We start from the raw sequence: 24884 nt of genomic DNA on the forward strand, positions 1-24884 counted from the left end.
CGAACAATACGATTTTTTCCGGATCTCTGCAGACGCTTCGGTGGCGAGTCGGCGATTGGAGGGCGGTTCTCGAACACACAGTCTGTGGATAACTTCTGTGGATAACCTGGTTCCCTCGCTGATTCCCCCGTCATTACGGTCTCGTGGTTCCACGCATTCCCGAGCGCCCCACTGTGCGTCATGATGTTGAGTTGTGGCACGGATACCAGGAGTGGGATTGGCGAAGGGGCTTTCCGTCACCCTTCGCCACATGCTGAGCAGGTCGGTGACCCAGCAGTACCCCGAAGTCCGGCCGGAGCTGCCCCCGAGGAGCAGGGGGGTGATCGCGCTGGTCGAGGAGAACTGCACGGTGTGCATGCTCTGTGCCCGCGAGTGCCCCGACTGGTGCATCTACATCGACTCCCACAAGGAGACCCTCCCGGCCCCGGAGGGCGGCCGCCCCCGGGCCCGCAACATGCTCGACCGCTTCGCGATCGACTTCTCCCTGTGCATGTACTGCGGGATCTGCATCGAGGTCTGCCCCTTCGACGCGCTGTTCTGGTCGCCGGAGTTCGAGTACGCCGACGGCGACATCCGTAACCTTCTCCATGAGAAGGACAAACTCGCGGCCTGGGCGCAGACCGTCCCGCCGCCCCCGGCGCACGAGCCCAACGCCGATCCGCCGAAGGAACTCGCGGCCGCCTCCGGCCCGGTTCGCCCCCGTCCCACCTCCTCCGGGCCTCCCTCCAGGTCCGCTTCTCCCAGACCCGCTTCGAGCGTCCGGGCGATCCGGCCGCCGGGGGCCCTGCCGAAGAAGAACGATCCGTCCACAGGCGGGTCGTCCGTCGAAAAGTTATCCACAGGCGGGGACGACGCGCCTCCGGCGACGGCCGCGCCGGGGCAGACTCCTCCCACGGATCCGAGTGGAGAGCCCGGGGAGGAGAGGTGACCGAGGTGCCGTCCTACCTGTCGCCGACCGGGCAGGAGATCGTCTTCCTTCTGCTGGGCGCGATGGCCGTCGGGTCGGCGCTGCTCGTCGTGACCACCAGGCAGCTCGTCCACGCGGCCCTGTGGCTGGTCGTCTGCTTCGGCGCGCTGGCCGGGTGTTATCTGGTTCTCACCGCCGAGTTCGTCGCCTGGGTCCAGGTGCTGATCTACGTCGGCGCGATCGTGGTCCTTCTCCTGTTCGGCATCATGCTCACCCGCGCCCCGATCGGCAGGAGCGCCGACCTCGACAGCCCTAACCGTCCGGCCGCGGCGATCGTGGCGATCGCCACCGCGGCCGTGCTGGTCACCGTGGTCGTCGACGGCTTCCGCATGGCCTACATCCAGCTTGAACCCGGTGGCGGCTCGGCCGCCGAGCTCGGTTCCAGCATCTTCCGCAACTGGGTGCTTCCCTTCGAGGCGCTCTCCGTCCTGCTGCTCGCGGCCCTGATCGGCGCCATCGTCCTGTCACGCACCGACATCCGAGGGAGGGACTGACGTGCACGTCGTCTATCCCGCGGTCGTCTCGGCACTGCTGTTCTCCATCGGCGTGTACGGGGTGCTCGCCCGCCGCAACACGATCCTCGTGCTGATGTCCGTCGAGCTCATGCTCAACGCCGTCAACCTCAACCTGGTCGCCTTCGACGTGTGGTTGCGCGACCGGCTGCACAGCGGGCAGGTCCTCACCCTCTTCGTCATCGTGATCGCCGCCGCCGAGGTCGGCCTCGGCCTCGCGATCATCCTCGCGCTCTACCGCAACCGCCGGACCGTCGACCTGGATCGCCTCCGCTCCCTGTCCGACTCGCCCGACCCCGTCCTGTCCGGCTCCACCGATCCGGTCCCGGCCGGAAAGACCGCGCCTGTCCCGGCAGGGAAGACCGACTCGGCCCCGGCCGGAGAGCCGAACCCCGGGCAGGGTGACACGCCATGATCACCATCGCCTCGCTCGTGATCCTCCTGCCCTTCCTCGCGGCGGCCGTCGGGCTTCTCGGCTCCCGCTTCCCCCGGCGTCCTCGAAGCGTGACGCCCCCGGAGGCCGGCGACAGCACCGCCCCCAAGCCCGGCATCTCCAAGCCCGGCACTTCCGAGACCGGCGACTCGGAAGTCGCCTCGGAAATCGACGCTTCCACGACCACTGTCTCCAAGCCCGGCACCTCCACGCCCACCACCTCCGAGGTCAACCCCGCCCCCGACACCGACGCCAACCGCAGGGCCGCCTGGATCGCCGTGGTGCCCACCGCGATCTCCGCGGCCCTGGCGATCTGGCTCGCCTACGCCACCTGGGCGGCAGGCAGGGGCGGGAGCGGGATCGAGTCGCCCGCACCGGCCGGGGCAGGGGCCCAGGGGGCGATCGACGGTGTCACCGCGACGTTCGCCGTCATCGAGACGGGTTCGGTGCCGATCTCGGTCGGCCTGCTGGTCGACGGCCTCGCCGCGTCGATCGCCGTGCTCGTCGGCGTGGTCGCGCTGGCCGTGCAGGTCTACTCCGTCGGCTACATGCGCGGTGACCGGCGCTACCCGTCCTACAGCTCCTTCATCAGCCTGTTCACCAGCGCCATGCTGCTCGTCGTCTACGCGGCCGACCTCCTGGTCCTCTACGTGGGCTGGGAGATCATGGGGCTGTGCTCCTACCTGCTGGTCGGGCACTGGTGGGAAGACCGGGCCAACTCGCGAGCGGCGATCAAGGCGTTCCTCGTCACCCGGATCGGCGACGTCGGCTTCCTGTTCGGCATCTTCGTTCTCGGGACGGCGGCGGGCAGCTTCAGGATCGCCGACGTCATCGCGAAGGTCCCCGAGATGTCGTCGGGCACGCTCATCGCGGCCACCATGCTGCTGCTGGCCGGGGTCGCGGGAAAGAGCGCCCAGGTGCCGCTGCACGTCTGGCTCCCCGACGCGATGGCCGGACCGACACCGATCAGTGCCCTCATCCACGCGGCCACCATGGTCGCCGCGGGCATCTTCGTCGTCGCCCGCCTCTACCCGGCCTTCCTCGGCGCCCAACCCACCCTGGACATCCTCGCGGTCCTGGCCGCCGTCGGAATGCTCGGCGCGGCCCTCGCGGCCCTCGCCCAAGACGACCTCAAACGCGTCCTCGCCTACTCCACGATCAGCCAGCTCGCCTACATGGCCGGCGCCCTGGCCGCCGGGTCCCGGAGCGCCGCGGTCTTCCACCTGATCACCCACGGCGCCTTCAAGGCACTCCTCTTCCTCTGCGCCGGTGCTGTGATCCACGCGGTCGGCTCCAACCTGATGAGCACGATGGGAGGCCTGAGAAAGGATCTTCCGGTCACCTTCGCCGCGACGACGATCGGCTTCGCCGCCCTGGTGGGCCTTCCCCCGGCGAGCGGTTTCTTCAGCAAGGACGAGGTGCTGGTGGCGATCGAGCGTTCCCTGTCCTCGGGGGCGTCCTCCGGGACACTGACCGGCGCCGCGGCCCTGCTGCTCTACGGCTGCGCGCTCACCACGGTCGCGGTGACCGGCGCCTACGCCACCCGGGCGTGGCTGCGCACCTTCTTCGGACAGCGCGCCCCCCAGCCCCATACCCTCCCCGAACTCCAGCCCGCGCCGGGCACGCCTCACACCGCCCATGCCGTTGTCCCCACCGCCGCCCACACTGCCGTTCACGAGGCTCCGGCCACCATGCGCGTGCCCATCCTCGTCCTGGCCGTCCCGGCGCTGCTCCTCGGCCTCGTCCGGGTCGGCGACGTCCACTGGGGCACCGCCGCCCTCGGTCTCGCGGTGGCGCTGCTGGGTGCGGGGGCGGTCTACGCGGCGTGGCGCTCCGACTCCATGCGCGACCCGGCCCGCCTGCTCGGCCCCTTCAGAGCCCCGTGCGAGCGCGCCTTCTACGTCGACTCCCTGTACGCCAGGCTTTTCGTCCGCCCCACGCTGCTCTTCGCGAGCCTCGTCGCCCGCACCGACAGCCGTGTGGTGGACGGTGCCGTGCGCGGCTCGGGCCAGGCGACCCTGAGCCTGGCGAGACTGGTCCGCCTGATGCAGAACGGCAACGCCCAGCTCTACATCACCGGCCTGCTGGCCGGAGTCCTCCTGATCGCGGCGTGGGCGGTGATTTTCAGATGATCTCTCTGCTGTTCTGGGGCATCGTCGCTCTCGTGGTGCTGCTCCTCATCCGTCTGGCGGTGATGCGCCGGTGACCCCCTCCCCGCGACCGACCCCGACACCGGTCCCAAAGCCCGTCACGGTGACGGACCCGGTGCCCGGCCCCTGTGAGGTGGTCACGCCATGAGCTGGCTGCTGATCGCGCTCCTCGGCGTGCCGCTCGCCGGGGCCGCCGCGCTGCTCGCACTCCCCGGAGCGGACGTCGCGGCCAGGAGGCGGCTGCTCAGGGTGCACGGCCTGGTCGTCTCCGGGCTCACGTTCGCGCTGTCGGTGCTGCTCGCCGCCACGTTCGACTACGGAAACGCCGCCCGGCCGCAGTTCGTGACCGACCTGGCCTGGATCCCCGGCCTCGACCTCAGGTTCCACCTCGGCGTGGACGGGATCTCGCTGCCGCTGGTCGTGCTGACCACGCTGCTGACCTTCCTGTGCTTCGTCTACCTGTGCCGGGGCAGTGCCGAAGGACCCGGGCAGCTGCTGGCGCCGCGGCCGGGAGGCAACCGGCCACGGGCGCTGGTGTTCACGCTGCTCGTCCTCGAAGTGGGCATGATCGGCACGTTCCTCGCGCTCGACCTGCTGCTGTTCTTCGTCTTCTTCGAGGTCGTCCTCATCCCGATGTACTTCGTGATCGCCGTCTGGGGCGGGCGTGCCCGTCGCGCGGCGGCGATCAAGTTCATCCTCTACACCCTGCTCGGCTCGGTGGTCCTCCTGCTCGGCCTGCTGCTCATCTGGTCGCAGACCGGCACCCTGGACATGACCGCCCTCGCGCAGGCACGGGGGGCGGGCATGTCACCCTCGGTGCAGACCCTCGCCTTCCTCGCCGTCGGCATCGGTTTCGCGGTCAAGGCCCCGATGTGGCCGCTGCACACCTGGCTGCCCGACGCGCACACCGAGGCACCGACCGTCGGTTCGGTGCTCCTGGCGGGTGTGCTGCTCAAGATGGGCACGTACGGCATCGCCCGCGTCGCGATCCCGATCCTGCCCGACGGCGCCGTCGCGGTGGCGCCCTGGCTCGGGGCCTTCGCGGTGGTCGGCATCGTCTACGGCTCGCTGGCCTGTCTCGCCCAACGCGACCTCAAGAGGATGATCGCCTACTCCTCGGTCGGCCACATGGGGTTCGTGCTCCTGGGCTTCGCCACGCTCACCCCGGCCGGAGTCAACGGCGCCCTGTTCGGCAACATCGCCCACGGCCTGATCACCGCCCTGCTGTTCTTCGTCGCAGGAGCGATCAAGGAGCGCTACGGCACCTCCGACATGCCGGCTCTGGGCGGCGGCATGATGACACGCCTGCCCCGGCTCGCCTCCCTGCTCACCTTCGCCTGCGTCGCCTCGCTCGGGTTGCCGGGACTCGCGGGCTTCTGGGGCGAGATGCTCGCCCTCCTCGGTGCCTTCGAACCGGCCGCGGGCCTGTCCCGCCCCCTCTACCTGGTCTTCATGGCCCTCGGAGGTCTCGGTACCGTGCTGACCGCCGCCTACTTCCTGCTCATGCTCTCCCGCGTCACCCACGGCCGGAGCACCGAGACCGTCCACGTCCCGGTCCTGGCCGGAGTCACCGCGGGCGGTCTCCCCTCCACGGGCCCGACCGGTGAGGAGACCGATCACAGAGAGAACGACCGCGAAGAGGGCGCTCCCACCCCCGAGGCCGACGAGAAGGAGGGCATCCCCGTGGCGACAGGCGGTGGGGGAGACGCTTCCTCTCCGGGGGCGATCTCAGCGGCGACTTCGGAAACGGTTGCGGGGACGGTTTCAGAGACGGCCTCGGCGGTGACCTCGGGGACGACGAGCACGACCAGATCACGCATGCCCGACGTCACGGGCTACGAACTGGCCGCCTGGGTGCCGCTGATCGCGCTGATCCTGCTGTTCGGCCTCTGGCCCAAGGCGCTCCTCCTGCTCACCGATCCGGTGGTCCGGACCCTGGTGGGCGCGCCATGATCCAGTCGATCGACTACTACGCGGTCGCACCGCCCCTCGTCCTCGCCCTCACCGCCGGGCTCGTGCTGCTCCTGGACGCCTTCCTGCCCCGCAGGCCGTACGTCCGGACGGCACTCGGCGCGGTCACGCTGGCCGGGGTGATCGGCGCCCTCGCGGTGGTGATCTCGCAGGCCGTACGCGCCGGAGACCCGCTGCGGACCTTCTGCGTGCCCGAGGGCCTGCTCGGCTCCCCCCAGGCGGCGATCGGGGCCATCGTCCCCCCGGTCGCCGAGCCGACGGCGCCCACGGCCGCCGTGGCACCCTGCTCGTTCGTGGTCGACGACTTCACGCTGGTCTTCGCCGGGCTCGCACTGTTCGCCGGGATCGTCGTGGTGCTGCTCTCGGCGACCGAACTCTCCTCGGGAGACATCCCCGTCGGAGAGTGGTACTTCCTGCTGCTCTGCACGCTGGCGGGCGCCGTCGCCCTGCCCGCCTCCCGTGACCTGATCATGCTGGTGGTCGCTCTGGAGCTCGTCTCGCTGCCGGTGTTCGCGCTCACCGCGCTCAGGCGGTACGACGGCCGAAGCTCAGAGGCGGCGGTCAAGCTCTTCCTCGTCTCCGTGGTCTCCACGGCGGTGATGCTCTTCGGGGTCTCCCTGCTGTACGGGACGACCGGCACCGTCTACCTCGACCGCATCGCCCACGTCCTGCGGCAGGGCGTCTCCGCCGCCACCGGTCTCGGACCCGGCTCGGGAGGCGCCGGCACCGCCTACGAGTCCTCGCTGCGGATCGGCTACGACCTGCCCGCCGTGGTCACCGTGGCCGTGGTCCTGGTCATCGCCGGGTTCGCCTTCAAGATCGCGGCGGTGCCGTTCCACGCGTGGGCGGGCGACGTCTACCAGGGTGCCCCCATCCCCGTCGCGGCCCTGCTGTCCGTCGTCTCCAAGGCGACGGGGTTCGCCGGGCTGATCCTCGTCCTGGTCGTCGCCCTGGGCGGCCAGGGGGCCACCTGGGTCCCGCTGATCGCGATCCTCGCCGCGCTGACCATGACCGTGGGCAACCTCCTGGCCATGCGCCAACGCCACGCCGTACGACTGCTCGCCTGGTCCTCCGTCGCCCAGTCGGGCTACATCCTCGCCCCCCTCGGCATCAGGAACGACGAGGCGATGAACGCCTCGGTCGCCTATCTGGTCTTCTACGCGGCGATGAACCTCGGGGCGTTCGCCGTGGTCACGCTGGTGTCGAGGCGGTCGGGCGGGGGAGAGCTGGACGACTACCGGGGCCTGGCGCTCCAGAGGCCGGCCGCCGGGCTGGCGCTCGCCTTCTTCCTCATCTGCCTGGCGGGCCTGCCCCCCGGGCTGGCCGGGCTCTTCGCCAAGATCGTGGTGTTCCGGGAGCTCCTCGGCGGAGGCGGTGGCTGGCTCGCCGTCGTGATGGCGTTGAACACGGTCGTGGGCCTCTACTATTACGTCGCCTGGGTCGTACGGATCTTCACTCCGGTTCCGGTCCTCACTCCGGTTTCGGCGACCGGGAGCGCCATGACGGGAGGCGGCGCGACGGGGAGCGCCGTGGCGGGAGGCACCGCGACCGGGGGTGTCATGACAGGAAGCGCTGTGGCCGGAGATGTCGTGGTGGGGGGCGTGAGAACGGATGGCCGCGGTGCCGGATGGATACCCGCGACCGCGGCGATCGCGGTGGCGGCGATCGTCGCGATCGCCTTCTCGGTCGCCCCGCAGCTCGTCCTCGACCTCGTCCCCTCGGGCCTCATCGCCGTGGGCTGAACCGTTCGGGAACGTTCGACCTGGCCGGGGACGTTGTCACGGGTGAACCAGCATCAACCGAGAGGGGGATGTAGTGCATCACAACGGTCTGCGTACCGCGGTCCTTCTCGGAGCATTGTCCGCGGTGATCATCGCGGCGGGGGCGTGGCTCGGAGGCAGCCTCGGCGTGCAGATCGCGGTCCTGATCGCGCTGGCGACCAACGGCGTCGCCTATTTCTTCTCCGACCGCATCGCGCTGTCCGCGATGCGTGCCCGGCCCGTGGGCGAGGTCGAGCAACCGGTCCTCTACCGGATCGTGCGCGAGCTCTCCACCGAGGCCCGCCAGCCCATGCCCCGGCTCTACGTCTCGCCGACCATGCAGCCCAACGCCTTCGCGACGGGGCGCAACCCACGCAACGCCGCGGTCTGCGTGACCTACGGGATCACCCAGTTGCTCGACGAGCGCGAGCTGCGCGGGGTCATCGGACACGAGCTCTCCCACGTCTACAACCGCGACATCCTGATCTCATCGGTGGCCGGCGCGCTCGCCACCATGATCACCTACCTCGGCTACGTCGGGCTGTTCTTCGGCGGCGGTGACGACGACGAGGGGCCCGGGTTCATCGGCGCGCTCCTCATGATCGTGCTCGGCCCGGTCGCGGCCGGAATGATCCAGATGGCCATCTCCCGCTCCCGCGAATACCAGGCGGACGAGTCCGGTGCCCGGTTGACGGGTGATCCGCTCGCCCTCGCCTCGGCACTGAGAAAGATCGAGATGGGCACCCGTCAGCTGCCCCTCCCGGAGAACAGCCGGATCGCCTCCGCCTCCCACCTGATGATCGCCAACCCCTTCCGCTGCGCCGGGATCGGCAGGCTGTTCTCCACCCACCCGCCCACCGCCGAGCGGGTCGCCCGCCTGGAGCGCATGGCCGGCTACCGCCGCTGACCGCACGCTCGCGCTTGAGCCCCTGCCCACCCCCGTGAAACCTCCACGGTTCGGGGCGGCTCAGGGGGTCAGCCCGGTGACGATCGGATTGTGCACGGATCCGGGCACGACGAAGCCCCCCATTCGCTCCGTAACACCCGACTCCTGATCGACCCGATACCAGGCGTAGCGGGCACCTCCTCCCTTCCTGAGCCTGCGCGGGATCACCGTCTGCAGGTCGAGACGGCCCGCGCCGTTCCAGCGCATCCGGGTCGGGGTCCTGCCGACGGGCACGGCGACGGGGTCGTGCCTGGGGATACCGCCGGTGGGCACGTCCCACAGGCGGATCCCCGCGTCACGCGCCGTGAAGTGAGCGACGACCTCGCCGCCCGGGCCGAGCGCCCCTCCCACCGGAACGCGCCCCCGCTCGGCGAAGGGCGAGAGCGAGTAGATCCCCGCCTGGAACATGTCATCCACCACGAGCACGAACCTCGCGTCAGGACTGAAACTCCACGGCCGCAGTCCGGGCGGCAACGGGACACCCTCCCCGCTGTAGGTGTCCAGGATCTGATACTCCCCGCCGATACCCAGCACCGCGTACCGCCCACCGGGGGAGAGCTCGACCCGTGCCGTGCGCATGCCGTTCGACCACATCACCCCCGGCACCACGCGCACCTCGCCGGTGGCCATCTCCCGCACCACCAGAGCCCCGTCCCCCAGCTGGAAGTACGCGACATACCTGCCGTTCGGCGACAGGGCGAGCGGTGCTCGTTGCCCGCGCACGGAGAACACCCGGGCGTCGCGGAGGGCGACCACCTTGCCGCCGCGTACCCAGAGTTTCCACGGCGCGCAGACACACCCGTCGAGCCCCGCGTACCGGACCGGCGGCCTCGCGCTCGCGGCCCCCGCCGGGCCGCCCGCTCCCATGACCACGGCGACCGCACCGACGCAAACACTCAAGCGGCGGAACAACCCCACTGACGCCCTCCCGAGTCTTTCCGGACAGCGGGGGACGTCCGTCACGTACGGGGCTCACTGTACGCCTCGGGGAAGGCCGGTCGGCGGTGCCGCCGCGAGTGTCATCCGACCTCGCCGCGAGGCGGACACCCTTTCCGATCGGTGGTGCCGCCGTACGGGGGAAGCAGACCGAGGCGTGAAGCGGACATCCCTTCCGGCCGGTGGTGCCACCGTACGGGGGAAGCCGGCCAAGGCGTGAAGCGGAGACCGCTTCCGTTCGGTGGTGTCGCCGAAAGGGGCGTCCGCTTCCGGTCGGCGGTGCCACTGGAAGGGGCGTCTTCCGGTCGACGATGCCATCGGAAAGGTCATCCGGCCGAGGCAGGAGCGGAAACCCCTTCCCCAGCGGGGCGAACGGACCGGCCCTGCGAGGGCCGGTCCCGGCAGGGACGGTCGTCTCAGGAGTGATGCGTGACCGGGTCGGTCTCCTCCGCGGAGAGACCAGGGATGCCGTCGATGCTCTCGCGGTTCTTCTGCGCCCGATGGGCGCGCCGCTGCTGGACGTCCCTGCGCCCAGCCCACTCGTCCAGCAGCGTCCGGTCCTCCTCGAAGGACATGAAAGGCACCGAGAAGCCACAGGAGTCGGAGATCCGGTCACAGTCGACGACGATGATCGACCGCACACCCGGATGCGGGCCGAAATTCTTGATCAGTGTTGCGAAGTCGGGGCTCTCCGGTACGACGACCCGGCCGGTGCCGTACAGGCGGAGGATGTTGGGAGGGCCGGAGAAGGCGCAGAACATGACCGTGATGCGGCCGTTCTGGCGGAGGTGCGCGATCGTCTCCACCCCGCTGCCGTCCAGGTCGAGGTAGGCGACGGTGGTGTCGTCGAGAACGGCGAAGGTGTCGGCGTACCCCTTGGGGGACATGTTGACATGACCCCCCTTCTCGGGAGCCGTGGCCACGAAGTAGACCGGCTGCGCTCCGATGAACTCACGCAGCCGGTCGTTGATCCTGTCGTGAATTTTCCCCATGAACAGGACGATAGTTCTTTGCCGTTCGCCGGTCGGCGCCGCGTCCAACAGCTGTATCCAACCGGTGAGCCCTCTCGCCCGCGGACAACCCTTCTCCCTCGGGCTCCCCGCTCCCGCCCTCCCGCTCTCGGCTCTTCCCGCCTTCCCTGCCTCCCGGCCCCGTCTCCCGCCTTCCCCGCCCTCTCCCTCGCCGAGAGGCCGTACCTCCGCTCACGGACCGGGAAGGTGAAGCGGCCGGGGCACACGCGAAGGCATGCGCGCGCGCGTATGCCCCCGGCCGTGTGCCCGGATACGCCTTCTGCGGCGGGCTGGATCCCGGAGCCGGAGGCCGGGGTCGCGACCGCTCATCCGCTAGCGATAGTTCGAGAACTGAAGGGCGATCTCCAGGTCCTTACCCTTGAGAAGGGCGATGACCTCCTGCAGATCGTCCCTCTTCTTCGAGCTCACCCGGAGCTCCTCGCCCTGGATCTGGGCCTTGACGCCCTTGGGCCCCTCATCGCGAATGATCTTCGAGATCTTCTTGGCGTGCTCCTGGTCGATGCCCTCCTTGAGGGTCACCACCAGGCGGTACTCCTTGCCGGACAACTTGGGCTCGTCCGCGTCCAGGATCTTGAGAGAGAGCCCCCGCTTGATCAGCTTGTCCTTGAAGACGTCGAGCACCGCGTTGGCGCGCTCCTCGCTGTTGGCCTTGATCTCAACGGCCTTCTGCCCACCCGACCAGGCGATGGCCGCGCCGGTGCCCTTGAAGTCGAATCGGTGCCCGATCTCCTTGATCGTCTGGTTCAGCGCGTTGTCGGCCTCCTGGTGGTCGATCTTGCTAACGATGTCGAACGATGAATCCGCCAAAGCACAATCCCCTCTGACCTGCCAGAACTATGAATCACTCCCCGGCTCCCGCAGACCACGGACCGCGAATCACGGCGACGTCCGCGAGCCGGTTCGGTAGACGCGTACGTAACGGATCAGCCTAGCCAGCATCTCCCGCCGATGCCGAGGCGGCAGCGTGTCCTCACCCGTCCTCCACGGGTCCTTCCCACCCCGGCGCGTCTCATCTCCCCTCCCACCCCTCCCACCTCTCACTCACCCTGCGCGTCTTTCCTCCTCAGCCCTTCGCGCCACCTGCCCGCCCTCGGCCTCCACCCCCATCGGGCCTCCTCACACCCCGGCACCGCGACGCCTCTCGCGCCTCTTCTTCCCCAGAAGGCACCGATCCGAGCAGCGGTATAGGCACAAAAGTCCTGATAGGGGCGGGTATCCGGAGGTGCCCTCCGCCGATGTCACGTCACCCCCGGAAGTCCGCTATTCTTCTTCCTGTCGCCGCCGCAAGCGGAAGACATGGCAGGTTGCCCGAGTGGTCAAAGGGAGCGGTCTGTAAAACCGTCGGCTCAGCCTACGCAGGTTCAAGTCCTGCACCTGCCACCAGCCAAACTGGCAGCTCAGAGGCCCTCCGGGGCCTCTTTTGCGTTTCCGGGACATGCAGCCGCAGGCAGCCGGAAGCAGCCGCATGTCAGCGCTCGCGGGATATACGCGGGATGGATCATGAGGCATTTCCCCAGGTCGCGCCAGGCGTTGCGGGACATGTGCGGGATAGACCCTGCAACGCCGAAGGGGCTCCGGGAGTGTGTCCCAGAGCCCCACAGCAGAGGTGATCTTCACGCGGCCAGCGCGTCATCAATCCTCCGGTTGACCGTCTCCTCCTGGCCGTCGATGCACTTCGCGTAGACGCGGAGGAGAACGTCAACACCGTGACCGGCCCGCCTGGCGATCTCCGGGGCGGGCACCCCGGCATTGAGCCAGAGCGACACCGCCGCGTGCCGCAGGTCGTACGGCCTGCGAGCCAGGGGAGAGGCGGCCTGTTCCGGTGTCAGCGCGAGGAGCCGAGCCGCGGCCCACACCTCGGTATAGGCGGTCGAGGCGACCACGCCGCCGCGCTCGCTCTGGAACAGCCGGCCATCCTTGGCGGTCCCGAACTCGTCAAGGTGCTCGCGGAGGATCTTCACCAGGACGGGCGGGATCGGGACGGGCCGCGTGTCCTCTTGCGCCCGATGCTTGAGCCCGCGCGCCTCGTGGGCATCCCCCGAATCGGTCCACCGGGTGTTCACCTCGGGACGGGAGACGTCGAGGCTGAGTCGACCCCAGCCGGTTGCCGGAAGACGACAGTCCTGCTTGCGCAGCGCGACCGCCTCGCCCGGCCGGATGCCCGCGTAGTACATGCAGGCGAACAGCGCCATGAGCCGACGACCACGGCCGCGCCTGCCCACGTAGGTCACCATGGTCAGCAGCTCGCGAACCTGCTCGGGGTTGACGACCACGCGGGGATCGACCGTCTCGGCGACCTTTACCGGCTTCCAGCGGACTTTCGTCACCGGGTTCGCGGGAAGTTCCTCCAGCTCCACCGCGTACTGAAGGGCGTTGTAGAAGACGGCCCGCTTACGCCGGATCGTGTTCGCAGCCGCCGCCTTGCCGTTGAGGAGCAGGGCGAGCGCGTCAAGCCCGGCCCGGATGGTCTTGGCCTCCTGAAGCTCCGAGAGAGGCACGGACGCCTTGTCGAGCCAGCGCAGCGCCTTGGCGATCTCAACAGGCCGCGCCTTGTCCCGAGCGTTGGGAGGCAGCGCGTAGTGACGCAACGCCGTACGGAGGACGGAGACCTCTGGCTTGCCGGGGATGTCTCGTGTCAGCGCGGGGACCACCGTCGCCAGGGCATCGGTCATCGCGTCCCGAGTCTTGGCCGCCGCGTGGGGCCACTTCATGTCGATGTAGGCCAGGACGAAGGCGTACCAGTTCTGCGCCTCCTTGGCCTGGATCATCGACTCGGGGAGGCCCGTCTCCATCGGTTGTCATAGATGAGCCGTTCCCCGTGCACGATCCACCGCGACCGCTCTTCGTTGGTAGCCACACAGCGAAGTTACAGGCCAACATCCCCGACGTACACAGGCATGAGTACAAAGCCACATGTCGTCACGAAGGCGGGCTCCTCCAGAGGATAGCCTTCTATCTCCAGGGTGGTTCATCTGCGACGTTTCACAAGCGGCAGCCCTGCTGCTCTTTGGCCAGTGCAGTCAGCGCTGTTTAGTCTTGCCAGCTCAGCAACAAGAATCATTTCATTGGATCACATATCAGCACGCCTCGTGATCAACATGGCGAGCACTTAAAGGAGTTGGCATGGAGTAGCTAGGATTCCATATCCTGTATGTGCTCCATTGTATGTACTGTGTCTGGGTGAAACTCCCCAAGTATGCGAACCTGGTCCGCATGGAGCTCTCGGAATGCAAGTAGAGCGCCTTCGAAGTCTCCCATTTTAAGCATACAAAAAGCGGCGTAATCTCGCGCCTTCAGCACTCTTCGATCATTGGCGCCGTGAATGCGAAGACGGTCGTTGAGTAACCTTCTATAGGCAAGATTTGCGGATTCTATATTTCCGGAATTAAGCAACCAGCTAGCCAAATTACCAAGAGTTCTAATTGTTTGCGGGTGATCCACTCCTAGGATATTTTCAGAATCTTCGAGAATTTTTGAGAATTCGTTTATTGCAGATTCTTTGTCACCGGAACGGCCTTTCCAATGCGCAACTAAGCCTCGTGCGTCCAGGGTAGATGGATGTTGAGCTCCGAGGTCGATGGAACATCCGTTGAGGATCTCTAGGCTCGTCGAGATGGCAGCCTGAATTTCATCGGCGCTACCGAGAGCATCAGCCAAATGGATTTGAATTTCGAGCGTATGCGGATGGCCTTCACCGAAGGTCCCTATGTGATCATCTAACAATTTTTGAAAGAGATCAACCGCTTTCGTTATTCTCTTATCTTCGAGATACCACTCGCCCAACCGGTGGCGGCTTCCAAAAGTTTCCTTGCTGTTCTTCCCATGAATGCGCGTATCATCGTTTACGATTCGTTCTAAGATGCCTATAGCGCCGTCAACATCTCCATGCCTTCCCATTTCTTCCGCAAGGTGCAAATAAGTATGTCGTGTCTGATGGTGATCCGATCCATGGATGCGAATTTCGTCTGCCAATAGTTCCTGAAAGGCTGCGATCGCACCAGCTGTATCGCCTGCATAACTGCGTGCCGCAGCAAGGCGACGCCGCGTATCCAGAGTACTTTCGTGATCGGTCCCTTGAATGCGTATCCTGTCTTGAAGCAATTCTTCAAATGCGCGAACCGAACCCAATGCATCGCCAGCATGACCGACGGATTCCGCTAGGATGCTGCGTACATGTAATACTTCCTCAGCATCAATACCTTGACGTTTAATCTCGTCTTGAAGAAGGGATCGATACTCGATTAAGGCTCCGGCAATATTGCCAGAATCTTCCATGGCTTCGGCCATATGGAGCCTGATGAAGTATGTATCCATACGATCGGGCACGGAAAGCTGATCCACTTTATAGCGCAGACCTGAAAAATGCTTAACAGCAGCCGAAGCGAGTCCCGCTTCTAAGAAGCTGTTACCGAGACGGAAAAGAACATCGTGACAAAATTTGTCGAGTAATATCGGATCTGCACGCAGATAAAGTGCTTCAGCGTTGGATCGGAGTGCTCGTACTATATTGGATTGAGTGTACTCTTCTGGCCATATCTCAACCAAGCCATCCGCGGCTGCCACTACTGCACTTTCAAGCTGTTCGGTAGGCATGCTTTCAACAACTGCTCGCTGCACTAAAGAGTGAATTCGCACCGCGAGCTCAGGATTATCGGCGTAATTGTCCAGCAGATTGAGGCGGTGCAGGTTTCGCAAAGTGGCTATAGTTGCAGCTTCATCTATCTCGAAATCTGCCGCAGGATTCGATGCCCCCATTTCGGTTCTATATTCTTTTATGTAATCCAACGCCGCATGGCTTGTAATGACAGCCTCAGGAATTCCATTGGGGTCAAGCATGGAGGCAAGTTGAAGTACTGGGCGCGCCAGGCCGGTCGGCGGAAGTAGGTCAGCTTGTTCTATGGACAGCGACCATGTTGCAGTGACTATGGAGTGATGGTCATCGGGTAAGCTGCTAATGTCGGGTAACAGTTGGTGTAGTGCATGTCGACGGTCAGCTAGAAGAGTTCTGTATTCAGCACTACTGAGGTTCGAGTCGATCAAATATGCGACTGCTTGAGCTAAGGCAAGCGGAAGATGACCGAGGTCATGTGCAAGGGCGGCCACCTCGCTCTGATCTTCGACTCGATCGTGGGTAGCGAGTTTTGTCATCAGGTAGCGAGTTGCTTCTGATGGCTTGAAGAGACCGATGGAGATCCGCTTTCTCCCTCTTCCTAAAAGAGCAGCATCTCTACGCCGGGTCGTCACTAACACCCGCCCGCCTGCATGCTTTGGAGGCCAAAGATCTCTTAACGTAGCTGGTGTAGCGACGTCATCTAGAACTACCAACCACTTTTGATCTGTGGTTTGGGTCCATGCTAGAAAGCGTTGCGTGGCGTGTTCGGCATCGCTTATGTCGGCGCCAGTAAGTTCGGTTATAGCTTGCATGTATGCAGATTGGACAGTCTCACGGCTACTGGCTGATGCCCATATGACAACATCAGCAGCTTTTTGCGCCAATACCTGTCTGGCGAAGTAGGCAGCAAGTTGAGTTTTTCCGACTCCGCCTGGACCAATCAGTAATTGAAACTTGCTTGATGGATCATCCGTATTAAGTGCGTTTTCTAATTGACTGACATAATCTCGCTGTTGGAAACAGTCAGCTTCTTCAGGGATGGCGCCGATCAACGTCGGACGCTCTGTCAATCTCGATGACAAGTTACCTATGATGAGCTGACTGACATGCCCCGCCGCCACTCCACCGGTACTTGCAAGAGCTGCGGTGCCTGCCTGAATGTGTGGGCCATGAGTAATACCGGGAGCGATTAGCCCTGTTCCGCTTCCGGTTGGTGAGGGTTTCCTAGGCGAATACCTCCCTCTACATTAAGCACCCCGCCCGCCACCGATCCTTGGTCGGCTCGTATATCCATATCCCCACTAACGGCAAGTCCGCGTTGCCCGGCAGTCGTCATACCTTGAGCAAGAGAGCAGAGCGTTACAATATCGCTTAAGCGTGCTACCGCCTCATCTTGCTCCTCCGTCGGCAGGCCGTCGAGGAAGTCTTCGAATCTGGTTCGCCAGGCTGCTTCGAACTCTGTGCGCTGTGCCACATCAGTGCTACTTGCCTGCTCAATTTCAGTAGCGGTCCGGTCCAACCGCACCAATATTGCTTGCTGTTGCTCCGGGTTATCGCGCCCCAAGAGCGCTGCGACGCGCCCGCGCGTGGCAGTCCATAGATCTGTACCTATTGCTTGGACCACTGCAGTGCCGCCTGCTGCAGCAATGGCTGCTAACGCCTCTGTTAACACGTTATGTCCCCCTCTTCCACGCATGTCCATGACACAAGCATTTTGGGTGAAATTTCCGGTTCGTTGGCAGGCCTCTCCCGCACAGTCACGTGCCACTGATCCGTATCTGCCACTTAACCAGATTGGAACGTCGCCAACAGGGAATCTACCCTTTTCGCGTATCAGGTGATCAGTGTTTAGACGCAACGATCACTGGTTGCCATAAAGTGTCCAGGTAATCGGCTGCTGCGACCTCCTCTGTCGGGTCATGCTAACCGAGCAGTGTGATGGCGCCGCACTTGGCAAGAGCGAGTCTTGTACAGGACGATCCTCCAAAGCGTAGAAGAGGCGTTGCAGAAGGTTCGCGCAGCTCACAGCATGTAGTCCAGTTGCATGGCCGCTCCTCCAATGCATGCGTCTGCGTATGCTGCGCCTGACTTGATGTCTGGTCCCGATTGTTTTTGCCGAATTACGCTCATGGGTATCAAGGGGCGGCGCTGCGCGCCGTCGCCCGGCCCTGCGCCTGCGGCGCACGCCGGGCATGCGGCCTGGGGGCCGGTCCCGGCGCGCGGGCAGGACTCCGGGCCGTCGCCGCACGCGCGCCACGCCGTACCTACGTCCCCGCCGGCCTTTGGTCGCACCGCCGCCCCGATGCAGCCCGACGATCGCCTCATCGTGGTTGAGATCTGCCGTGGTCGGGGGCGATCGAAGATCCAGGGTTCGTTCCTCACCCTGGCTCACCGGGGAACGAGGTTGAGCGCCGTTGCATCGAGAGGGATCGAGAAGCAGGAGCTTCCGGCATAGGTAGTCCGATCCCGGTGGATCGCCCAGCGCAAGAGCGTATGGGAGCGCATACCAAGATCCGGGATAAGTGCGGGATGATCTCGCATGCCAAGGCTTCAAGCGGAGCCGTACGGCCAGCTCAAAGGCATGCCGCAGTCGGAATCGTCGGCCCGCTGTAAAACCGTCGGCTCAGCCTACGCAGGTTCAAGTCCTGCACCTGCCACCAGCCAAACTGGCAGCTCAGAGGCCCTCCGGGGCCTCTTTTGCGTTTCCGGGACATGCGGCAGATGTAGCCCTGAGGGGCCCCGCGTCAGCGGTCGCGCAATACGCGAGCAATGATCTTGAGGTTGTTTACCAGGTAGCACCGGGCTTTCAGGGCGCTTCAGGGGCAAGAGCTAGTGGCGCGTCACGCAACCTTGGTGGGGTAACTGGTCCATGAGCGGATTGGGGAACTGGCCGCGAAGCTGACCTTGGGCTGAGCGTGCCGGTTGTGCCAGCGGATGTAGGCGGCGATGGCGGCGTTCTGCTCGGAGTGGCTGCGGTGATCGGTGCCGTTGAGGGCGAAGTAGCGCAAAGCGGCGAATTCGGACTCGATCCAGTTCAGCCAGGAGGCGTAGGTCGGCAGGAACACCAGCTCGACGTCGTTGGCGGCGGCCCAGGCTTTGACCTGGGGATGCTTGTGCGGCGAGTAGTTGTCCACGATCAGGTGGAGGGTGCCTGCGGGCCAGCGGGCCCGCAGGGACTTGATGAACGACAGGAACTCACGCCAGCGTTTGCGTTCACGGATCCGGTAGTGGATCTTCCCGGTGGCCAGGTCCAGGGCGCCGAGCAGGTGCATGACCCCGCTGTAGCGGTTGTAGGTGGCCCGCAGGCGGCGGGGGTTCTTACCCGGCCGCCAGGCCTTGCCTTGGCGGGGCTGCAGGTTCAAGGGGCCGAACTCATCCACGCACACCACCCGTCCGCCCGGTGGCGGGGCGTCGTACAGGGCCAGGATGCGCCGCATCTTGGCGACGAAGTCGGTGTCGTTGCTGCTCTTCCACGTCGTGGTGGTCTGCCATGACACCTTGCCGGCCTTGAGGATCCGCGCCAGGTGCTGGCGGCTGATCGAGGTCACCAGCCGCAGCTCGACCAGGTGGGCGGCGAGCTTGGACAGGCTCCAGGTGGAAAAGCCGGTCAGGCCCCACTCGGCGGGGGTCGTCCGGGCGATCAGGCAGATGCGCTCGCGCACCCACTCACTGATCCTGCGTGGACGACCCCCGCTCCATTTTGGGTCCAGAGCCTCGAACCCCCGCTCGTTGAACGCGTGCACCACCTGGCGCACGTAGTCGTCACTGACCTGCATCAACGACGTGATCGCCGAAGCCGATTGTCCTTGTGCGGACATCAGCACCACGATCGCCCGCCGCAGCTTCACCGGATCCTTGGCCGACCGGGTGATCCTTTGCAGGCGCCGCCCCTCTTCCATCGTCAACGCACGGACGAACACCTCAGGCTTACGCGCCACGACCACCTCCCAGAACTACTCCGGGACCAGGCTGGCCTGCTCACCCGCCGAGATCAAATAGCCCAGCAAGGTTCAGTGACGCGCCACTAGCCAGCGAAGCCGAAGGAGACGGCTTCTAAATCAATGGATCTTCCCAGCGGCCGGCCTCATCGTGTTCCCCATGGAAGAACCAAAGCACAGGATCCGGGCGGTCCACACCGTGTCCACGGTCACCGTCTACCAGGCCTACGCTCCGGAGATCGGCCTCCCCGCCGCTCGTTACGGCCGCTTCCCCATCGCCTGGAAGCGAGATCGGATGACGTGGGTCAAACCATCGTTCCTGTGGATGATGTACCGCTGCGGCTGGGGCACCAAGGAGGGGCAGGAGACCATTCTCGCCATCGAGATCATCCGCGAAGGGTTCGAGTGGGCCCTCCGCCACGCGTGCTTGTCGCACTATGAGCATGGGCTTCATCCCGATCGGGCTACCTGGAAGCGGCAGCTGAAGAATGCACCGACCCGAGTGCAGTGGGATCCCGAACGCGATCTTCACCTGCAGCCGCTGCCCTACCGTTCGCTGCAGCTCGGCTTCTCGGACGAGGGGGCGCGCCGGTACGCAGACGAGTGGATGGTCGCCGTCACTGACGTGACTCCGCTTGCCCGGGAGATCCACACACTCATACGCAACGACGAGCCGGATACCGCAGCACGTCTCTTGCCCAAGGAGCGCCCTTACCCCGCCGGAGACGAGCTTCTGGCTCACCTACGTCCGTAATCCGGGCATGACTCTGCGAGTCCTGCGCGGAGGTCAAGGATCTGCAGCCTGATGAACAGCCGCGCGGGGAGACCTGCTCGAAGCGGACGGGGATAGGGCGTCGAATGGCCACGATGCGATCCCTGCCGCGGATCCCCACACAGGTGCAGCTGTTCCATGAGGACAAGGCGGGTAGAAAGGGTCCGAAATGCCTCAGGAGAATTCCCAGAGGGCCACAGTGGCATCGTCGTGAATCTTGCTCCGAGGCCAGCGAGAGCTGTCTGGATCGCTGTGTTCGGCCTCTCGGACACGGCGGATCAGCTCGTCGGGACCGTCCTGGGCGAGGAGGTCGAGGAGTTGTCGCCAGCTCGCCAGGGCGAAGCGGTCGACGAGACGGGAGGCGCCGTCACTTAACAGTGCCACCGCCCGTACTTGATCCAGCGGGGCGGTGCCGGTGAATGCCTGTTCTGCGGCGAGGGGATCGACGGAGGCGACCCAGAAACCACCGGCCCGGTTGCGATGGTCGCGCAACGTCTCGACGTAGCCTCGAAACGCTTCGGCATGCTCGGGACTTCCGCCCGGCAGGCTGTCCATCAGCGCCCGGTGGCGCGATCCGATCTGACTCACTCGATCGTCACAGATCACGGTCGGCTCGGTTGTACCGGTGTCGAGGACAACGGCGGAGTCGGCCAGCACCAGCCATTCCAGGACGTCACCCGTACGGCGCACCATCGAGACCGTGGCCGAAGGGGATCCCGCGTGCATCAGGTCACAGGTGAAGTCGTGTAGCGAGGCGACGTTCTTGATCGACTCGGCGAGGATCTCGGCCAGGGGGCCAGTGCTTTGGGTGGCTGCAGCCAGCAGGGTTGAGCCGAGCGTGTGGGCGTACCAGGCGATGCCATGGGAGCAGCCCGTTTTCAGTCCCGCCGGGGTTCCGGCGCCGTCCAGGAGCACCACCGCGTCAGAAGTGGTCCCGATGAAGTCTTCGTTGGGGCGATCGGGGTGGGCGGATTGGGTGGCGAGAGTGAGTCGCACGTCAGCTGTCCTCGTGCCGATAGAGAGGGCAGGCGAGTCGTGTACGGACCGGTTCTCCCGTAGCGGGGTCGTATTCAACGGAGACCACGGTGGAAAAACCCGTGTCCCCCACCTGACCCCAGATGCCGGCCATCTCGGAGGCGAGCAGGTCGACAACGCCGAGCGAGCCGTTGGGGTGAATGCCGGCGATGGCTAGGAACGTGCCGGTGCCATCGGGGCGGGGGAGGCGGCCGAGGTAGGCCGAGTCGGTCGGTTTCGGCGGGTTGACCTGGCTGCCGGAGCGATAGGCCACGTTGGTCCGGGTGTCGCGCAGCAGCCAGCCGAGGTCGTCGCGCTCCCACCTGATCACGGGGTCGGTGTCGTAGGCGGTGCGCATCGCTTCTGCCATCCGGGGACCGCAGATGACGAGCAGGCCAGGCCGGTTGAGGTCGATCTGCCCGTCGACCGAGACGTTGTCGGAGGCCACGGTGAGCCCGAAGGAGCGCGCGAGGTCTTCCAATCGCTTACCTGAGCGCATGTCGTCCAGGGCGACCACGGGCCGGTTGTGTTCTGGGTCCAGTCGCAGCGGGGTCACCACAGTCACCGTGCCCGTGCCGAGGAACGCCCCTTCCGGAGCCGGACCGGTGTGCTTGATCTGGTGAATGCGTCCACGCGACAGACCGGCCTGCTCGGCGATCTGCGCGTATGAGATGCCTTGAGCGTGCAACTCTTGGATGACGCGGCGTCGCAGACGAGCCAGTTCGGTGACCTCTTGTTGCGCGATGCTCAGCCGCTCGGTTGCGGCCCGGATCAACAGATACGGGTCGTCCATGGCGGCGATGCGCTCAAGGTCACTCGGTGGCACAGGGGCTCCCTTTCGGTGATGCTCAGCCGAGTCTAGACCCCTAGACGAAATGTCGTCTATCCCCCTTGACAGTACAGCTTTGAGCTGTTCGCCGGTTTTTGGACTGGTTGCCCGGATCGCCGAGCGTCGCTTTGGCACACCGCGCGTCATCGCACGTGCCCCGTCAGCAACTCAACCCAAAGGTCACGCGCTTCCCTGGCGCAGGTTCGGGGAGTCTCGGTGACGTTCAGCTGAACGCCCTGCACGGTGCGGCGAAGGTAGGACTGCCCGCCCGCCGAGCACAGTTCGTAAATGACCGAGCGGCAGTCACAGGTCCAGGCGATCACTCGCCGCCGCCCGTCCTCTCGCGGATCGCTCCAGGCCAGCGGGACGTGACCGGCCCGCAACGGTCCCACGTGTGGGGCCAGGCACCTTTTCACCACGCAGCCGTCTTCTCGGGAGCCGGGTTCAGGGTGGCCCAGACAATGCGACCCTGCTCATCTCCGGTCACACCCCAGCTGACCGCCAGAGCGGCGACGAGGGCCAGGCCCCGTCCCCCTTCCTCGTCGGCTTGAGGAGGGAGGGGGTGCGGTGCGCGCTGGCCGCCCTGGTCCAGGATGCCGAGCCAGATCCGGCTGTGGTTGGCGTGGACGGCGACGGTGAAGCAGCCGCCGAACCGGCCGCTTGCAGAGTGACGGATGGCGTTGGTGGCCAGTTCGCTGACGATCAGTTCGGCGTCTTCGGTCACGGGCCAGGCGCTCAGAAGGGTGGTGACGAAGCGTCGCGCTTCGGTGATCGCCACGGGAGAGCCGGGAAAGGTGCGGGACATGCGCCAGGGCGACATAGCGGACTCCGATGTCTAGGGGGCTATACATCCACCGGGCCAGCGTATGAGTGATGCTAGAAGCATCTCAAGGAATTCGACGCATAAATGCGTCAGACGTTAGAGGTGTGTCGTCAAGGTGCGATAGTCGGCACCAATTCGCCCCAGAAGATCCCGCAGCCCCTCGCCATAGACCGCCACCGCCGCGAACACCTCGAAGATCTCCCCGTGAGCCGACAGCTCCCCAGGCTCCGTCAACGTCAGATCACCCGTCAGGCTCTCCACCACGCTCACCGCACCGTCATAGACCGTGAACCCATGCAACGGAAACGCCGGAGCCTGCACCGACCACGGCACCACCCCGACAGTGACACCAGGAAGCGTCGCCACCTGCAACAGCCGATCAAGCTGAGCCAGCATCAACGCCGGCGACCCCGGCCACGTACGCACAGCCCCCTCAGTCAACACGAAGAAGAACTCCCGATCGGACTCGAACAGGACCGACTGCCCCTCCACCCGAACCGCCGCAGCCTTGGCCGCGTCCTCCTCATCCACCTCACGACCGACCGCCAACGCCAACCGGGCATACTCCGCCGTCTGCAACAACGCCGGAACCATTGCCGAAGAAAACACCACCACCCGACGCGCCGACCGCAGCCGGGCGACATTGGCCGCCTCCCGACCGGCAAGCCCACCCTTGAGACGAGACACCTCATCACGCAGCCGCACCAGCAGAGCATCCAGCTCCCCGCGGCCCGCCTCATCCAGGCCCAACGCCTCAACGAGGCGATCCACCGTCTCCGGAACCGGAAGAAGCCGCCCGGTCTCAATCCGAGAGATCGTCGGCTGAGCCACCCCGGCCCGCACCGCCAGGTCTTTCCCCGTCAGCCCAGCGTCCTTACGTAGCCGACGCAACAACTCACCCAGCGCCCGCAGGCGATCCCGACGATCCTCCACATCCAGCGTTCTACCAGTCACCTGCACGTTGAGCGCAGCCCATCACAGATCACTCCCGAATTGTTCTCACGGGCATCGACCACACCGTTCGCGAGCTGCTCGGCGACATCGCCGCTACCCGCCGGAACGCGGGGCCGTCTCCCGCCTGATCCATTCCAGGTAGTCAGCAGTGCCCGCCACGAGTGCGCTGGCGATGATCTGCGGCACCTCGTAAGAGTGCAGCTCCCGCACACACCGAGCCAAGTCCTCGAACCGCCCGGTGGTGGTCGTCATCAGCAACAACCACTCGTCGGAGCGCTGGATCTCCCCGGCCCACCAGTAGGTCGACTCGATCGGCGCGACGACCTGAGCCCCCGCAGCCAGCCGACGCTCCACCACTGCCGAACAAATCCGATCAGCCTCATCACGGCTGCTGGCAGTGACGCGGACCTCGATGCAGTCCGAAGTTTTTTGGATCATGCCAACACACTGCCGAATTGTTCTCATAGGTATCAAGACGGCGGCGCGGCGCGCCGCCGCACGGCCCTCCACCCGCCCGCCGTCCGGGCGTGCGGCGTGGGCGCCGGTCCCGAACGGCGGCGGGAATCGGCCCGCCCGTCGCACCGGCCACGCGCCGCACTCGACCATCGCCCGCCGCAGTGGGGCCGCACCGCCGCCCAGGGGCGAGAGCTTCGACTGGCAGGCCCAACCTCTTCAAGGCCCTTTAGGTGCTTCCATTGCGTCGGCCCGCTCGCTCTCTCAGGTCTGAAATCTCGTCCAACTCCGAGACTGGAAGCCAAGGTTGCACTTGGGCCATAGAGAGCTCACAGTGCTTCGCGAACTTTCGCGAACTTTCGCGAACTTCCGCGAACTTCCGCTACCTTCGAACGTACGTGTTGCATGCATGCATGGAATCCATGCATGCATGCAACCTCGTGGATGGAGCCTGTTACCAAGTGATGAGGGGCAGGTTCCTAGTCGCTATGAAGGCTCCTACCGCTACGGCGGTGGCCATCAGTAGCAGACACATTCGGGCGGTACGGCCCCAGTTCGTTGCAGCGAACCGGGCCGTCCGTCCGATCTCCTCTGACGCTCCCATTTCCCTCCTTTCTACGCAAAAAGCGCCACAGGAAGCCCCATTACTCTGTGTGATCTTCGACATCACAGTGGGTGGGACCCTGTAGCGCATTACCAAAGCACGCACTTAACAATGCACCCGGCTTTCACTCGCCTTGAGCAGGACGAGTAGCCACGTCGAAGGTGGCGGCTAGGTTTGGT

General features: G+C 65.4%; 18 protein-coding genes, 1 tRNA gene and 1 pseudogene. 9 read left to right on the forward strand and 11 right to left on the reverse strand.

Annotated features, from left to right (window positions below; all coding sequences use genetic code 11):
- Nucleotides 1-250 precede the first annotated feature (250 nt).
- The 7 genes and pseudogenes from AB0B90_RS20295 to htpX all read left to right on the forward strand — a co-directional run bounded on the left by AB0B90_RS20295 (nt 251) and on the right by htpX (nt 8700).
- Nucleotides 251-928, forward strand: a complete 678-nt coding sequence (locus AB0B90_RS20295; RefSeq protein ID WP_362924012.1) for a 4Fe-4S binding protein — start codon at nt 251-253, stop codon at nt 926-928.
- Nucleotides 925-1461 carry an NADH-quinone oxidoreductase subunit J gene (locus AB0B90_RS20300; protein ID WP_362924014.1) on the forward strand — a complete coding sequence of 179 codons (537 nt, stop codon included), beginning with the start codon at nt 925-927 and terminating at the stop codon, nt 1459-1461. The genes AB0B90_RS20295 and AB0B90_RS20300 overlap by 4 nt, the downstream gene beginning before the upstream one ends.
- A 1-nt stretch (nt 1462) precedes the next feature.
- A pseudogene (gene nuoK / locus AB0B90_RS20305) lies at nt 1463-1747 on the forward strand (NADH-quinone oxidoreductase subunit NuoK); the annotation flags it as partial.
- A 143-nt stretch (nt 1748-1890) separates the two neighbouring features.
- The gene (locus AB0B90_RS20310) at nt 1891-4044 is read left to right on the forward strand and encodes an NADH-quinone oxidoreductase subunit L (protein WP_362924016.1); all 2154 of its coding nucleotides are present in this window, start codon (nt 1891-1893) and stop codon (nt 4042-4044) included.
- A 162-nt stretch (nt 4045-4206) separates the two neighbouring features.
- A complete protein-coding gene (locus AB0B90_RS20315; RefSeq protein ID WP_362924018.1) occupies nt 4207-6015 on the forward strand; it encodes an NADH-quinone oxidoreductase subunit M in 1809 nt (602 codons plus the stop codon).
- Nucleotides 6012-7775, forward strand: a complete 1764-nt coding sequence (locus AB0B90_RS20320) for an NADH-quinone oxidoreductase subunit N (RefSeq protein ID WP_362924020.1) — start codon at nt 6012-6014, stop codon at nt 7773-7775. Before AB0B90_RS20315 ends, AB0B90_RS20320 begins: the two co-directional genes overlap by 4 nt.
- Before the next feature lie 73 nt (nt 7776-7848).
- On the forward strand, nt 7849-8700 hold the full coding sequence (gene htpX, locus AB0B90_RS20325) for a zinc metalloprotease HtpX (RefSeq protein ID WP_350942820.1): 852 nt from the start codon (nt 7849-7851) through the stop codon (nt 8698-8700).
- A 60-nt stretch (nt 8701-8760) separates the two neighbouring features.
- Here the strand turns inward: htpX and AB0B90_RS20330 are convergent, their stop codons facing one another.
- The 3 genes from AB0B90_RS20330 to AB0B90_RS20340 form a co-directional block, all read right to left on the reverse strand.
- Nucleotides 8761-9639, reverse strand: a complete 879-nt coding sequence (locus AB0B90_RS20330) for a hypothetical protein (protein ID WP_362924022.1) — start codon at nt 9637-9639, stop codon at nt 8761-8763.
- 452 nt (nt 9640-10091) lie between these two features.
- The gene (locus tag AB0B90_RS20335) at nt 10092-10667 is read right to left on the reverse strand and encodes a pyridoxamine 5'-phosphate oxidase family protein (protein ID WP_350942823.1); all 576 of its coding nucleotides are present in this window, start codon (nt 10665-10667) and stop codon (nt 10092-10094) included.
- A gap of 351 nt (nt 10668-11018) precedes the next feature.
- On the reverse strand, nt 11019-11513 hold the full coding sequence (locus AB0B90_RS20340; protein WP_350942824.1) for a YajQ family cyclic di-GMP-binding protein: 495 nt from the start codon (nt 11511-11513) through the stop codon (nt 11019-11021).
- Nucleotides 11514-12004: 491 nt separating this feature from the next.
- Between AB0B90_RS20340 and AB0B90_RS20345 the strand changes: the two genes are divergently transcribed.
- Nucleotides 12005-12089: transfer RNA gene (locus tag AB0B90_RS20345), tRNA-Tyr, on the forward strand.
- A gap of 230 nt (nt 12090-12319) precedes the next feature.
- Here the strand turns inward: AB0B90_RS20345 and AB0B90_RS20350 are convergent.
- From AB0B90_RS20350 to AB0B90_RS20360, 3 genes are all read right to left on the reverse strand, one after another.
- Nucleotides 12320-13498 carry a tyrosine-type recombinase/integrase gene (locus AB0B90_RS20350; protein ID WP_362924024.1) on the reverse strand — a complete coding sequence of 393 codons (1179 nt, stop codon included), beginning with the start codon at nt 13496-13498 and terminating at the stop codon, nt 12320-12322.
- A 340-nt stretch (nt 13499-13838) separates the two neighbouring features.
- Nucleotides 13839-16370 carry a tetratricopeptide repeat protein gene (locus tag AB0B90_RS20355; protein WP_362924026.1) on the reverse strand — a complete coding sequence of 844 codons (2532 nt, stop codon included), beginning with the start codon at nt 16368-16370 and terminating at the stop codon, nt 13839-13841.
- Nucleotides 16371-18158: 1788 nt separating this feature from the next.
- The gene (locus AB0B90_RS20360; RefSeq protein ID WP_362924028.1) at nt 18159-19256 is read right to left on the reverse strand and encodes an IS630 family transposase; all 1098 of its coding nucleotides are present in this window, start codon (nt 19254-19256) and stop codon (nt 18159-18161) included.
- Between the two features lie 160 nt (nt 19257-19416).
- Here AB0B90_RS20360 and AB0B90_RS20365 point away from each other — a divergent pair, with 160 nt between their 5' ends.
- Nucleotides 19417-20010, forward strand: coding sequence for a DUF4291 domain-containing protein (locus AB0B90_RS20365; RefSeq protein ID WP_362924030.1), 594 nt, complete (start codon nt 19417-19419; stop codon nt 20008-20010).
- A gap of 192 nt (nt 20011-20202) precedes the next feature.
- Here AB0B90_RS20365 and AB0B90_RS20370 read toward each other — a convergent pair whose 3' ends face one another.
- The 5 genes from AB0B90_RS20370 to cutA all read right to left on the reverse strand — a co-directional run bounded on the left by AB0B90_RS20370 (nt 20203) and on the right by cutA (nt 24254).
- Entirely contained in the window at nt 20203-21024 is an 822-nt protein-coding gene (locus tag AB0B90_RS20370) for a protein phosphatase 2C domain-containing protein (RefSeq protein ID WP_362924032.1), read from the reverse strand.
- A gap of 1 nt (nt 21025) precedes the next feature.
- Nucleotides 21026-21868 carry a sigma factor-like helix-turn-helix DNA-binding protein gene (locus AB0B90_RS20375; RefSeq protein ID WP_362924034.1) on the reverse strand — a complete coding sequence of 281 codons (843 nt, stop codon included), beginning with the start codon at nt 21866-21868 and terminating at the stop codon, nt 21026-21028.
- Between the two features lie 415 nt (nt 21869-22283).
- Entirely contained in the window at nt 22284-22691 is a 408-nt protein-coding gene (locus tag AB0B90_RS20380) for an ATP-binding protein (protein ID WP_362924036.1), read from the reverse strand.
- Nucleotides 22692-22790: 99 nt separating this feature from the next.
- Nucleotides 22791-23627 (reverse strand): helix-turn-helix transcriptional regulator, encoded by an 837-nt coding sequence (locus tag AB0B90_RS20385; protein ID WP_362924038.1) that lies wholly within the window; start codon nt 23625-23627, stop codon nt 22791-22793.
- 114 nt (nt 23628-23741) lie between these two features.
- Nucleotides 23742-24254 carry a divalent-cation tolerance protein CutA gene (cutA, locus tag AB0B90_RS20390; RefSeq protein ID WP_362924040.1) on the reverse strand — a complete coding sequence of 171 codons (513 nt, stop codon included), beginning with the start codon at nt 24252-24254 and terminating at the stop codon, nt 23742-23744.
- Nucleotides 24255-24884: the final 630 nt, after the last annotated feature.

Source organism: Streptosporangium sp. NPDC049078 (assembly GCF_040648855.1).
Lineage (GTDB): Bacteria > Actinomycetota > Actinomycetes > Streptosporangiales > Streptosporangiaceae > Streptosporangium.